The 12,883-nt window shown below is 44.4% G+C and carries 13 protein-coding genes and 1 tRNA gene; 7 read left to right on the plus strand and 7 right to left on the minus strand.

The window, feature by feature from the left end:
• Positions 1 to 313 precede the first annotated feature (313 nt).
• The gene (locus AACT23_RS04425) at positions 314 to 595 is read left to right on the plus strand and encodes a hypothetical protein (protein ID WP_176428688.1); all 282 of its coding nucleotides are present in this window, start codon (positions 314 to 316) and stop codon (positions 593 to 595) included.
• Positions 596 to 628: 33 nt separating this feature from the next.
• Here AACT23_RS04425 and AACT23_RS04430 read toward each other — a convergent pair.
• Positions 629 to 705: transfer RNA gene (locus tag AACT23_RS04430), tRNA-Pro, on the minus strand.
• 275 nt (positions 706 to 980) lie between these two features.
• On the opposite strand from AACT23_RS04430, the gene AACT23_RS04435 reads away from it, so the two are divergent.
• Together AACT23_RS04435 and rluF are read left to right on the plus strand one after the other, a co-directional pair.
• Positions 981 to 1,121, plus strand: coding sequence for a DUF3149 domain-containing protein (locus tag AACT23_RS04435; protein ID WP_010319399.1), 141 nt, complete (start codon positions 981 to 983; stop codon positions 1,119 to 1,121).
• Between the two features lie 390 nt (positions 1,122 to 1,511).
• The gene (gene rluF, locus AACT23_RS04440) at positions 1,512 to 2,489 is read left to right on the plus strand and encodes a 23S rRNA pseudouridine(2604) synthase RluF (RefSeq protein ID WP_094129733.1); all 978 of its coding nucleotides are present in this window, start codon (positions 1,512 to 1,514) and stop codon (positions 2,487 to 2,489) included.
• 138 nt (positions 2,490 to 2,627) lie between these two features.
• On the opposite strand, the gene upp is transcribed toward rluF, so the two are convergent.
• Positions 2,628 to 3,254, minus strand: a complete 627-nt coding sequence (upp, locus tag AACT23_RS04445) for a uracil phosphoribosyltransferase (RefSeq protein ID WP_026027908.1) — start codon at positions 3,252 to 3,254, stop codon at positions 2,628 to 2,630.
• A gap of 168 nt (positions 3,255 to 3,422) precedes the next feature.
• Here upp and purM point away from each other — a divergent pair, with 168 nt between their 5' ends.
• Both purM and purN read left to right on the plus strand, forming a co-directional pair.
• The gene (gene purM, locus AACT23_RS04450) at positions 3,423 to 4,463 is read left to right on the plus strand and encodes a phosphoribosylformylglycinamidine cyclo-ligase (protein WP_010320092.1); all 1,041 of its coding nucleotides are present in this window, start codon (positions 3,423 to 3,425) and stop codon (positions 4,461 to 4,463) included.
• Between the two features lie 3 nt (positions 4,464 to 4,466).
• The gene (purN, locus tag AACT23_RS04455) at positions 4,467 to 5,108 is read left to right on the plus strand and encodes a phosphoribosylglycinamide formyltransferase (RefSeq protein ID WP_013856233.1); all 642 of its coding nucleotides are present in this window, start codon (positions 4,467 to 4,469) and stop codon (positions 5,106 to 5,108) included.
• A 111-nt stretch (positions 5,109 to 5,219) separates the two neighbouring features.
• Here purN and AACT23_RS04460 read toward each other — a convergent pair whose 3' ends face one another.
• Positions 5,220 to 6,053 carry a class II glutamine amidotransferase gene (locus AACT23_RS04460; protein WP_010320094.1) on the minus strand — a complete coding sequence of 278 codons (834 nt, stop codon included), beginning with the start codon at positions 6,051 to 6,053 and terminating at the stop codon, positions 5,220 to 5,222.
• A gap of 63 nt (positions 6,054 to 6,116) precedes the next feature.
• Complete coding sequence (lpcA, locus tag AACT23_RS04465) at positions 6,117 to 6,692, minus strand: D-sedoheptulose 7-phosphate isomerase (RefSeq protein WP_010320095.1); 576 nt, start codon at positions 6,690 to 6,692, stop codon at positions 6,117 to 6,119.
• A gap of 347 nt (positions 6,693 to 7,039) precedes the next feature.
• Here lpcA and fadE point away from each other — a divergent pair, with 347 nt between their 5' ends.
• Positions 7,040 to 9,484 (plus strand): acyl-CoA dehydrogenase FadE, encoded by a 2,445-nt coding sequence (gene fadE, locus AACT23_RS04470; RefSeq protein ID WP_094129736.1) that lies wholly within the window; start codon positions 7,040 to 7,042, stop codon positions 9,482 to 9,484.
• A gap of 93 nt (positions 9,485 to 9,577) precedes the next feature.
• Here the strand turns inward: fadE and AACT23_RS04475 are convergent, their stop codons facing one another.
• A complete protein-coding gene (locus AACT23_RS04475; RefSeq protein WP_026029156.1) occupies positions 9,578 to 10,828 on the minus strand; it encodes a TIGR03503 family protein in 1,251 nt (416 codons plus the stop codon).
• A gap of 8 nt (positions 10,829 to 10,836) precedes the next feature.
• Complete coding sequence (gene dnaQ, locus AACT23_RS04480) at positions 10,837 to 11,580, minus strand: DNA polymerase III subunit epsilon (protein WP_013856229.1); 744 nt, start codon at positions 11,578 to 11,580, stop codon at positions 10,837 to 10,839.
• A gap of 56 nt (positions 11,581 to 11,636) precedes the next feature.
• Here dnaQ and rnhA point away from each other — a divergent pair, with 56 nt between their 5' ends.
• Complete coding sequence (gene rnhA / locus AACT23_RS04485) at positions 11,637 to 12,104, plus strand: ribonuclease HI (RefSeq protein WP_013856228.1); 468 nt, start codon at positions 11,637 to 11,639, stop codon at positions 12,102 to 12,104.
• Here rnhA and AACT23_RS04490 read toward each other — a convergent pair.
• Positions 12,089 to 12,853 carry a methyltransferase domain-containing protein gene (locus AACT23_RS04490; RefSeq protein WP_013856227.1) on the minus strand — a complete coding sequence of 255 codons (765 nt, stop codon included), beginning with the start codon at positions 12,851 to 12,853 and terminating at the stop codon, positions 12,089 to 12,091. The genes rnhA and AACT23_RS04490 overlap by 16 nt on opposite strands.
• Positions 12,854 to 12,883 lie beyond the last annotated feature (30 nt).

Genomic DNA, 12,883 nt, shown 5'->3' on the forward strand with positions numbered 1-12,883 from the left:
ATTAAACTTGACGTCAAAACCGTAATTTATTATTTGACGAGTTTAACTTGAGAAAGATCACATAAAAATGCATAACAAAAATGAATTTATGAATAGAGATCACTACTCACTACAAGGCGAGAAGTTCATTAAAGGGATTTGACAGGTTAAATCGTGATATAGGTCATAAATTGTAATGACTCATCAAACGTCAAAATGCGCTAAAGTGACGTTTTTTACACATCCTAATGCTATTTATTATCGTGGAATATTGACTGCTATTTTCAATAGTTGAATTTGCTCGGAGAAGGGTGAACAGTGAAAGAGCCAGATAGTGAAAGAGGCGAACCCCTTTCTCTTTGGTAACGAAAACTTACCACTTCCAAATGCAACAAAGCCCCGCATTACTGCGAGGCCTTTAATGTGGTCGGTGAAGAGCCAGATAGTGAAAGAGGCGAACCCCCTTCTCTTTGGTAACGAAAACTTACCACTTCCAAATGCAACAAAGCCCCGCATTACTGCGAGGCTTTTAATGTGGTCGGTGAAGAGCCAGATAGTGAAAGAGGCGAACCCTTTTCTCTTTGGTAACGAAAAAACTCACCGCTTCCAGATATAACAAAGCCCCGCATTACTGCGAGGCTTTTAAGTATGGTCGGTGAAGAGGGATTCGAACCCCCGACCCTCTGGTCCCAAACCAGATGCGCTACCAAGCTGCGCTATTCACCGAAATTTTTGCTCTGCACTTAGCAAGCAGTTCCGAGCTTTTTGCCTAGAACGGATGCGTATATTACTCATCTAAAACTAAGACGCAAGCCTTTAATCTTATTTCCATCAAATAACAAACTCATTGGCTAAATCACCATCAAATACACATAAAAACGTGACTAATTACACACCAATAGAAACATCAAGTTAACCTATGCAACATAATTGATCCAGATCAGTGTCAGCAAACAGAGCAAACTTTAACTTGGCTGTGTCTTCGAAACTTTGGAGGAAACATGGACTTTTGGCTTGATCTCCTATTTGGTAATGCTGTGGGACTATCTTCAATGATAGTAATCTTTGGTGCTTTTGGTCTTATGCTGTTTTATGGCGGTTTCTTCATTTATAAAGTGATGAATGACAAATCTCCTCACTAGATCGCTTAGCACCTATTGAAAAATAGTGTGACGCTATGCACCGGGGTGGATTATCTGTCTGCTCCGGTTTTTTATCGCGTTAATAACTCTATCTTCTTGATGAATGGCATCATTCGCTACTCAAGAACGGTTCGATAAGAACACCTGTCTCAAAATAGTTTCCATTTTCTCATGCAAATAAAAGCATTCCCTCAGCATATAAATAAAGACGTCAATGCCGTCTATATCTTGTTGAGGAAAAGTGATGGGGAAAGGCTGGAAACCATGAGTGTCATTAAAAACGCCTTGGTTAATTAATATTAACTGCTAAAATATCGCAACGTTACTAGGCAACACTCAGAGTGTTGCTTTCTTTTTATTCACCGCCGTTGGGAAACGTAAGAGCAACCTATGTCACAACAAGCCACCATCCGTTTAAACAAATACATCAGTGAAACTGGTTTTTGTTCTCGTCGAGAGGCCGATAAGTTAATTGAACAAGGCCGAGTAACCATCAATGGACTATTGCCGGAAATGGGCACTAAAGTCACGCCGAACGATGAGGTGTGTATTGATGGTAATCCATTAAAATCAAAAGAAAAACCGATATACATTGCCCTTAACAAACCGACTGGAATCACCTGCACAACAGAGCGCGATATTCCAGGTAACATTGTTGATTTTATTGGCCACCACAAACGTATTTTCCCGATAGGTCGATTAGACAAACCATCTGATGGACTGATCTTTCTGACTAACGATGGTGACATAGTCAATAAGATATTACGTGCTGGTAATAACCATGAAAAAGAGTACGTCGTCCGAGTAGATAGACCCATCACCGACGAATTTCTACATAAGATGGCCTCTGGTGTGGAAATTCTTGATACGGTGACACTGCCTTGCAAAGTAACCCAAGAAACGAAGTTCTCCTTTAGAATTGTGTTAACACAAGGGTTAAACCGTCAAATTCGTCGTATGTGTGAGGCCTTAGGTTACGAAGTGTTTAAACTACGCCGAGTTCGTATTATGAACATCAGCCTAGACGGCATCCCTAATGGTGAATGGCGTTATTTAAGCGACGAGGAAGTCGCTGAAATATTAGCAATGTGTGAGAGTTCTTGCGGTACGGAAGGCGCGTCCAAGCTTGATGTGACGGGTAAGCGTATTCGCAAAGCTACCGATGCAAAACTATTTGATAGTCGTGAGCAAAATCAAACCTCGACGGCACGCAGAAATCAAAAGCCCAAAACGTTCCAAGGGCGCAATGCCGATGAATTTCGCCATGCTCCAAATACAAAAAGAGCACCGCGCCGACCCACAAATTCATCACAAGGTGCGCCAGCTAATGGCCACAGAAAAAGCAGTACGTTAAGCCTTAAAAAATAATCATCGAACAATGCGTTAATTCTGTTGAGCAATAAAATGACCGTAATGACGCATCACTGAAGCAACGATAAAAAACCGAAGCAACTATAAAAAAGGAGAAACTTTCGTTTCTCCTTTAAGACAGTATAAAATTAACGCTTATTTCGTACCAAAAATCTTATCACCAGCATCGCCAAGACCAGGAACGATATAACCTTTATCATTCAATTTCTCATCAATTGCCGCCGTATAGAGCTCAACATCAGGGTGCGCTTTTTCTAACGCCGCGATGCCTTCAGGCGCTGCAACTAAAACGAGAATTTTAAATTGGTTACAGCCGCGCTCCTTGAGCAAATCGATCGTCGCAATCATGGAACCGCCAGTTGCCAGCATTGGGTCAACCACAAGCGCAATTCGCTCCTCAATATTAGAAGCGAGTTTGTTGAAATAAGGGACAGGCTCAAGCGTTTCTTCATCACGATAGATGCCAACAACACTAATCCGCGCACTTGGAATGTGCTCCAAAACGCCGTCCATCATGCCAAGACCAGCACGCAAAATAGGTACTACCGTTACTTTTTTACCTTTGACTTGATCAATTTCAACTGGGCCATTCCAGCCTTCAATCGTCACTTTTTCTGTTTCAAAGTCTGAGGTTGCTTCATAAGTTAGTAGGCTACCCACTTCTGTAGCTAACTCACGAAAACGCTTAGTGCTGATATCCCCTTCCCTCATTAACCCAAGTTTATGCTTAACTAGAGGGTGTTTAACTTCAACAACTTTCATTTTCATCTCCGACGACATTTAAACAAACCTTCGAATTGTACACACTTTTTATGCTAATTTCAGTGCCAATTATAAACAAAAAAACTGACGCAAACGTTTTCCTTTTTGTTTTAAGCCCTGTTAGAATAGCGCCGTTTTCATATCCAACTTATGACCGAGGACTTCCCCGTGAGCGGTAATAACACTTCTCTTAGTTACAAAGATGCTGGCGTAGATATTGATGCAGGCAATGCACTTGTTGAACGAATTAAAGGCGCCGTCAAACGCACTCGTCGCCCTGAAGTTATGGGTGGCATTGGTGGTTTTGGCGCGCTTTGCGAGCTACCAACCAAATATAAACATCCTGTTTTAGTCTCTGGCACCGATGGAGTTGGCACAAAACTTCGCCTCGCATTGGATATGAATAAGCACGACACCATTGGCATTGACTTGGTTGCAATGTGTGTTAACGATTTGATTGTTCAAGGTGCTGAACCGCTTTTCTTTCTGGACTACTACGCCACGGGCAAATTGGATGTAGATACAGCTGCTGATGTGGTGTCGGGTATTGCCGATGGTTGTGTGCAAGCAGGTTGCGCTTTGATCGGTGGTGAAACTGCTGAAATGCCGGGTATGTACGAAGGTGAAGATTACGATGTCGCTGGCTTTTGTGTCGGTGTGGTTGAAAAAGAAGAGATCATCGATGGCTCAAAAGTAGCAGCAGGTGATGCTCTGATTGCGGTTGGCTCTAGCGGCCCTCACTCAAACGGCTATTCATTAGTTCGCAAGATCCTCGAAGTATCAGGTGCCGACAAAAATGAAGACTTGGCTGGCAAAACGATTGGTGAGCACTTACTGACACCAACCAAAATTTACATCAAATCAGCGCTTAAAATGATCGCCGAGCACGATATTCACGCCATTTCACACATTACTGGCGGTGGTTTCTGGGAAAATATTCCTCGCGTTCTTCCGCAAGGGACGAAAGCGGTGATTGACGGCAATAGCTGGGAATGGCCAATTATTTTCCAATGGCTGCAAGAAAAAGGGAATGTAACCACTCACGAAATGTACCGCACATTTAACTGTGGTGTAGGACTGATTGTTGCGCTTCCAATGGATCAAGCACAAGCGGCCGTTCAATTACTGCAAGCGGAAGGCGAAAATGCGTGGGTTATCGGTCATATTGCTGAAGCTCAACTCGATGAAGAGCAAGTAGAGATCAAATAACTGATGAAAAGTATTGTTGTTTTAGTTTCAGGAAATGGCACCAACTTACAGGCTATCCTTGATGCGTGTGAAACGAAAATTAAAGATGGCAAAGTAACGGCTGTTTTTTCAAACAAAGCAACTGCTTATGGCTTAGAACGAGCTAAAAAAGCAGGTGCGGCGGCGGTGCATATTGACCCAAATGCCTTTGACACGCGAGATGCGTTTGATGCGGTATTGATGGAGCAAATTGACCAATACGCGCCTGACTTAATCATTCTTGCTGGCTACATGCGTATTCTGAGTGGTGAGTTTGTGCGTCACTATTTAGGACGGATGCTCAATATTCATCCTTCTTTACTTCCTAAATATCCTGGGTTGAATACCTACCAACGCGCGATTCACGCGGGTGATGAAGAGCACGGCACCAGTGTGCATTTTGTGACTGAACAACTTGATGGTGGCCCAGTCATTCTACAAGCAAAAGTGCCTATTTTTGATGAAGATACCGTTGAGATTTTGACTCAACGTGTCCAAGCTCAAGAGTATCGAATTTACCCACTAGTGGCACAATGGTTCGTTGAAGGACGCTTGGAAATGCGTGAAGGTAAAGCCTATTTAGATGGCCAATTACTTGGCATGCATGGTTATGCTTTCGATGAATAAATCGTATCTCTAAATAGTGCGAAAAAGGTTGCCTCAACAGCAACCTTTTTTATTGTCATCTCAAATACAATTCAAACAGCAGTAAATAGAACAAGCTTAAGAATAAAAACCTTAAATAGGTGCTTGGCAGCCTGGCTTTGCCGCGGCAAACGGAATGTCAGCTAAGGACTGCGCATTGCCATCAACGTATTCGCCATAATGGAAAATCGCATATTCGCCTGGCTTCATTCGTTGCCAAGTTTCATTTCCCGTCAGTGGCTGAGTCGCAATCACTGACACAACATCATCAGGCGTTGTTTCTTCTTGGAAGTTAATCTCGACATCTTCATCAAGTAAACTTGCTTTCCCAAAGGGGGCGCGTCGAGTAATCCAGTACAGATGATTCGTGCAATAGGTCACCACAAACTCACCGTCAGAAAGTAGCATATTAAACACACCTTGCTGCTTAAGTTGATCGCAACACTTCGCAACGAATTGAAACATGCTGAGCATATCTTGAGGCGGTTCAGGATAACGCGCTTCTAACTGCTTTAACAACCAACAGAAAGCTTGCTCGCTATCGGTTTCACCAACAGGGCGATAGCGCCCAGTTTCTAGCTGCTGGTGATCCGCCAATTGTCCATTGTGAGCGAACGTCCAATATCTCCCCCACAATTCTCGAGTGAATGGGTGAGTATTTTCCAAATTCACCCCACCCCGATTTGCTTGACGAATATGGCTAACCACTGCCCGACTTTTTATAGGGTAACTCTGCACAAGCTCTGCAATTTTTGACTGAAAGCTAGGGTTAGGATCTTTAAAGGTACGAAACCCCTTCCCTTCATAGAAAGTGATTCCCCAACCATCACGATGCGGCCCCGTGTTGCCGCCACGCTGAATCAACCCAGTAAAACTAAAGCAAATATCAGTCGGCACATTGGCACTCATACCGAGCAATTCACACATGGTTTAATGCACTCCCTTTTGCAACCACAAACACATTAAAAGAAAAGAACGGTGTTGAACTTCTTACGCCATCTCTTTTTCAATCAGTTGGATAACAATGTGGATGATCTTGATATGGATTTCTTGGATACGATCCGCGTAGCCGAAGTGCGGGACACGAATCTCGATATCCGCTAAACCTGCCATTTTCCCACCGTCTTTACCGGTCAGTGCAATGGTCTTCATCCCTTTGGCTTGGGCCGCTTCAATCGCTTTCAAAATGTTCCCTGAATTACCAGAAGTCGATAGGCCAAACAGGACATCGCCTTTTGAACCCACCGCTTCCACATAGCGAGAGAATACAAAATCGTAACCAAAATCATTGCTAACGCAAGACAAATGGCTTGGATCTGAAATAGCAATACCAGGATAACCCGGACGATTCTCGCGATAGCGCCCCGTTAGCTCTTCAGCAAAGTGCATTGCATCACAGTGGGAACCGCCATTACCGCAAGAGAGCACTTTTCCGCCTTGCTTAAATGAGTCGGCAATCAGTTTTGCGGCGGCCTCAATTTGAGCGATGTTATGCTCATCATTAAGAAATTTGTTTAGCACGTCAGCCGCTTCGGTCAATTCACTTTTAATTAAATCCTGGTACATAGATATATTCTCTTTTTAATCTGTTTACCGATAGGCTCCATCAATCAAGAGCCAGTAACAGGCTTGAGTTTACCCAAACCATCCTTTCTGTCGATAGTTCGACTTCAAGAATTGTTGTTTTCTCCCGCTTCCTACTCCAGAAAGCCCTCTATGGGTTGTTTATTTTGAGGTTTTGCCCTACATGGATCACTTTTTGAACAATACAAGGTTTTACATTTCGTTAATAATTTGATTACACTTAGCACTGGTTAGACCACTTACACAAACGAGACGACTAACAACACTTCCCAATGCACTGAGAAAAATCAGCCGCAATGGCGTGAATACAGTCTCAAAGGAATGAAATTATGGACATCTTGCTCTCTATACTTGGTTTTCTCACCGTGTTCGGTGTGTGCCTCTACCACCGAATGTCACTTTTTAGCGCATTAGTTGCGCTAACGGTAACCATGGTGGTTCTTACCCTGCTGGATTACACCGGGGTGATTGGATGGTTGCTGTATTTAGCGGCTATCGCTTTATTAGCCGTTCCCTCTATCCGTCAAAGCGTGATTAGCGAAAAAGCATTAACACTGTTCAAAAAAGTGCTGCCAGCAATGTCACAAACCGAAAAAGAGGCATTAGATGCAGGAACCGTTTGGTGGGAAGCTGAACTGTTTAAAGGCAAACCGAACTGGAACAAACTACACAAAATTGCAGCGCCGACATTAAGTGCACAAGAGCAAGCCTTTATTGATGGACCAGTCAACGAAGTGTGTGCCATGGTTAGCGATTATCAAGTTACGCATGAATTAGCCGACTTACCTCCTGAGGTTTGGCAATATTTAAAAGATCATAAATTCTTCGCCATGATCATTAAAAAACAATACGGCGGCTTGGAATTTTCAGCTTATGCACAATCCATTGTGCTACAAAAGCTAACGGGTGTATCTGGAGTGCTTTCATCCACCGTTGGTGTACCGAACTCTTTAGGCCCGGGCGAACTTTTACAACATTATGGTACTGAAGATCAGAAAAACCATTACCTGCCACGTTTAGCGGAAGGTAAAGAGATTCCCTGCTTTGCATTAACCAGCCCAGAAGCAGGTTCCGATGCAGGTTCAATTCCTGATTTTGGCGTGGTATGTAAAGGGAAATGGGAAGGAAAAGAAGTGTTAGGGATGCGCCTAACGTGGAACAAGCGCTACATCACGCTCGCCCCGGTTGCAACCGTATTAGGCCTAGCATTCAAACTGCGCGATCCTGACGGCTTACTTGGGGATAAAACAGAGCTTGGCATCACTTGTGCGCTCATCCCAACCCACTTAAAAGGAGTTGAAATTGGCAATCGCCACATGCCATTGAACGTTCCATTCCAAAATGGTCCGACACGTGCTAACGACTTATTTGTGCCGCTTGATTTCATTATTGGCGGACCAAGCATGGCAGGGCAAGGCTGGCGCATGCTTGTAGAGTGTTTATCGGTTGGACGTGGCATTACGTTACCTTCTAACTCGACGGGCGGAATTAAAACTGCGGCGCTAGCAACAGGAGCTTACGCTCGGATTCGTCGTCAATTTAAGCAACCAATTGGCCATATGGAAGGTGTCGAAGAGCCATTAGCACGTTTAGGTGGTAACGCTTATGTGATGGATGCGGCGAGCAATTTAACCGTAGCTGGTATTGATCTGGGCGAAAAACCCTCGGTCATTTCCGCTATAGTCAAATACCACTGTACCCACCGTGGTCAACGCAGCATTATTGATGCAATGGATATCGTGGGCGGGAAAGGCATTTGTATTGGTCCTGCTAACTTTTTAGCTCGCAGCTACCAAGGTGCACCGATTGCCGTAACCGTCGAAGGGGCCAATATTCTGACTCGCTCAATGATCATCTTTGGTCAAGGCGCTATCCGTTGTCATCCTTATGTTTTAGAAGAAATGAACGCCGCTTATTCACAAGATTCTGATGCCGTTGAGAAATTTGACGCCGCTCTTGCAGGTCACGTCAGCTTCACCATGAGTAATCTTGTGCGCAGTATTTGGTTTGGTGTTACCGATGGTTTTGGTTCATCTGCACCGACTAATGATGCAACCAAACGCTACTATCAACAACTAAACCGTTACAGCGCTAACTTAGCACTGCTTTCTGATATTTCGATGGCTGTATTGGGAGGCTCTCTCAAACGTAAAGAGCGTTTGTCAGCACGCCTTGGCGATATTTTGAGCCAACTCTACCTCAGTTCTGCCACACTTAAGCGTTTTGAAAATGATGGTCGTCCCGTGGAGGATCTTCCTTTGGTTCATTGGGGTCTGCAAGACAGTTTGAAGCAGACGGAAGTCGCCATTGATGAATTCTTAGCCAACTTCCCGAATAAAGCGATTGGTAAGGTACTTCGTATATTGTTGATGCCGATTGGTCGAGTACGCAAAGCACCTAGTGATAAATTAGATAGCCAAGTTGCGCAGATCCTGCAAACACCGAGTGAAACTCGTTCACGCATTGGTCGCAACCAATATCTCGCCCCAACGGCGCATAATGCGGCGGGTAAGATTGAACAAGCACTGGACATCATTTTACGTGCAGAGCCTTTGTTCGATAAAGTGTGCAGCGTCACCAATCAACGCCGTCCATTTTTGCGTTTAGATGAAGTGGCTGCCATTGGCTTACAACAAAAAATTCTAACCGAACAAGAAGCACAGCTATTAACGGAAGCTGAGGCTCATCGTTTGTATACCATTAATGTCGATGATTTTGCGCCACAGGAACTGGCCGCAAAGCCTCAATATCCGGCAATGAATGATGTTGCGTAAGTCAATCTATTGAATGTCAAAGGGCGTTTTAAACGCCCTTTTTTATGACTGGAATACAGAATCAAGAGGTTGCCAACTCGGCAACATCCCTTGTTATTTCTTCGGCATATTCAACTGTAATTCGGGTTGCAACGCCTTTTTCGCTTTAATCTTACGCATCACAAACCACGCCAAAAGCCCAATCAATATCGCACCAATATTACCAATCACGATGAACATAATACTGCGGCTCGTTGCTTCCTCTCTCATCTGAATAATCAACTGCTCTTGTTCAAGCTTACGCTGCTGGATTTCTTCTTCAATCTGTAAGCGGCGAGTCTCCTCAATGTTGACATCATCAACCACGCTGTAAGTATGCTCAGCAAGCGGGAAGTAAAGTGGACGCTGGCTGGCAAGCTCTGTCGCATACAACTTTCCAGACCAACGATAGTTACCGTTGTCTCCATTGTATGGAATTTCTAAACTTAACTTTAGCGCCTCTTTTTCTGACTGCCCCTCAGTAATAAAGATATCATCATAAATATTCGCATGTTCGACATGGGCAACGATGGAGCCTGGGGCTATCATTCCTTGCTCACCCGAAAAAACAATTTGATGTGGCGCACCATCAACACGAGATTGGATAAAGGTGGTTGAGACTGGAGCTGGGTAAACCAGCACCTCTTGCTCTTGGGCGCGTAAAAACACGCCGTTGCCAGAGGTGATCCTAACGCGATACTTACCCGGCATTGGAGTGATAGGCAGCGCTACAGTAAAAATGCCATCACCTGGCTGTTCATCTAAACCACGTCCATCATCGGCAAATTCACCAATCACTTCCGGTAATGGACGCGCTTCTTTAATAAGATCTTCTTCATTTTCAACGTATTTAGTAAAGGTTACTTTTAAGTTGACTCTATCGAGAAAGTCTCTCAACAATAAAGGCTTACCGTCGGAGGTTAATCGCGCGGTAAATTTTATCACTTCACCAAGGTATAAGCGCGTAGGAAACAGATCAGTATCAAGTTGCAGATGAGAAATAAGCTTGATGCTATTTTGTGAGGAAACCTTGCCTATGGCCTGCCAAGGGCCAGGCATTGGCTTATCAATTGAAATAATATCCATTGTGGGTTCTTGATACCAACGCACATTATCGCTATGTTGCCAAGCGTAATATTTCTTACCATCAGGCCGCACAAGCACCACGGGTTGGGATGACTTTTCGCGATACACAACAAAAGTAATTTGTGAAATGGTTGGATCCACACGGAAACGATTGTCGAGCAGCGACATCGAGGAGGAATTCACCGCAAAAACGCCTGTACTCCACATCAGCGCAATCACTGCTGCCATTATCCTCAACATATTTTCTCCTACTGACGCCAAAGGCAGCTTCCGCTCTTTTCGACTAGATCCAATCTTTCTTGGTGTGCTTGTAATTCATCGGCACAAGCCTGCAAAACCTTTAGCTTTTTCCGACCTGCGACAGCTCGTTTTATTGACTCTCCTCCCACACTGCCATCACTGCGCGTTCCGGCACTGAACTGTAACGAGGTTTGCCCGCCAGTCATCAGCAGATAAACGTCCGCTAATATCTCCGCATCGAGCAATGCACCGTGCAAGGTACGATGTGAGTTATCGATACCATAACGATCACAAAGTATATCCAAATTGTTGCGTTTGCCGGGGAAAATACGCTTTGCCATAGCAAGCGTATCGGTCACTTTGCAATACTGCTCCGTCTTACCGATTTTAGCGTCGAGCTTGCGAAACTCGTAATCCATAAAACCGACGTCGAAGGGAGCGTTGTGCGCCACCAGCTCAGCCCCCTTGATGAAATCTAAAAACTCTTGATGCACATCGCGATATTGCGGTTTGTCCATCAAAAACTCATCGGTAATACCGTGGATTTCGATCGCTTCTAACTGAATCTCACGATCGGGTTTCAGGTAGACATGGAAGTGGCGGCCTGTCAGCTTGCGGTTGATAATTTCAACGGCACCGATTTCAACAATGCGGTGTCCTTCATAGTGAGGGCCGCCTTCACGGTTCATACCCGTGGTTTCCGTATCGAGAACGACGATACGTTGGGATTGGGAATTGCTGCTAGTATTCATAAGGATATGTATGTCAGACTATGCCAATAATGTGCGTAACCTAATAGTATCAAATCATGACAAAACAGGTGGAAATTTTCACTGATGGATCTTGCTTAGGTAATCCTGGCCCGGGTGGTTATGGGGTTGTCCTTCGTTACAAAGAAACCGAAAAAACGTTAGCCAAAGGCTACCGACTCACCACTAACAACCGAATGGAAATGTTAGCGGCAGTGGTTGCACTGCAAACACTGAAAGAGCCATGTAATGTTATTCTCACCACAGACAGCCAATACGTTCGTCAAGGTATTACTCAGTGGATCCACAACTGGAAAAAACGCGGTTGGAAAACATCGGATAAAAAACCAGTGAAGAATGCCGATTTATGGCAAGCACTTGATAAAGAAAGCGCCCGCCACACCATTGACTGGCGCTGGGTGAAAGGCCATGCGGGTCATCGTGAAAATGAAATGTGCGATGAATTAGCACGCAATGCAGCAGAAAACCCAACCGAAGACGATATTGGGTATCAAGCATCCGAATAAGGGTCACAGGCCTTATCTTGGTTCTGAGTTGATAAACGGTAGTTCAGGCTAACTGGCGAAAGACGCCGTTTAAAACGCCAATGAGGTTTAATCGGTTTCAAGGGATAAGTACGTTTGCGCGCTACGATGAAATACAGGCTACCAAATGGAGCGGCCCAGTCGCCAATACCATTTTCCAACCACGCCCACATGGGTTGATATTTTTGCATCGGGAAAAGGGCATATTGGTCACAGTCAATCACTTGATAGTTCAAGACACTCAGCCAATCCTTAATCCGGTTAGCGGTAAACATACGACCGCTCCAAGGTAAGTTATGTTTTCGCCAAGGCATCAAACTTGCGATCCCCGTAAAACTGATTGGATTAAACCCCGTAATAATGATGTAGCCATCATCCATCATCACGCGATCAACTTCGCGTAAGATACGGTGCGGATCGCCACAATAATCCAGTTGGTGCGCTAAAATAGCCACATCAAAACTCTTTTCGAGAAAAGGCAGTTCGTAGCTATCGGCAATCACCGTATGGAGTGGGTTTTCAATATCAAGATGAACTTGGTGTTGAATATTGCAGTTGCAACTGGCAAGCTCACAGCTCAAACCACCGAGCTTAAGCATATGATAGCCAAATAATTTAGAGCACCATTCATCAAGCCGAGTCTGAATAGAATCACTAACCCACTGGCCATTTTTAAGTTGGGACCAAGAATGAGGCTTATCTAATTTTTTTTCGCTACGCGCTGGCTTCATCGATAACCTATTTCACCTCGGTGATTGGAG

This window comes from Vibrio sp. V09_P4A23P171, assembly GCF_963875615.1.
Lineage (GTDB): Bacteria > Pseudomonadota > Gammaproteobacteria > Enterobacterales > Vibrionaceae > Vibrio > Vibrio anguillarum.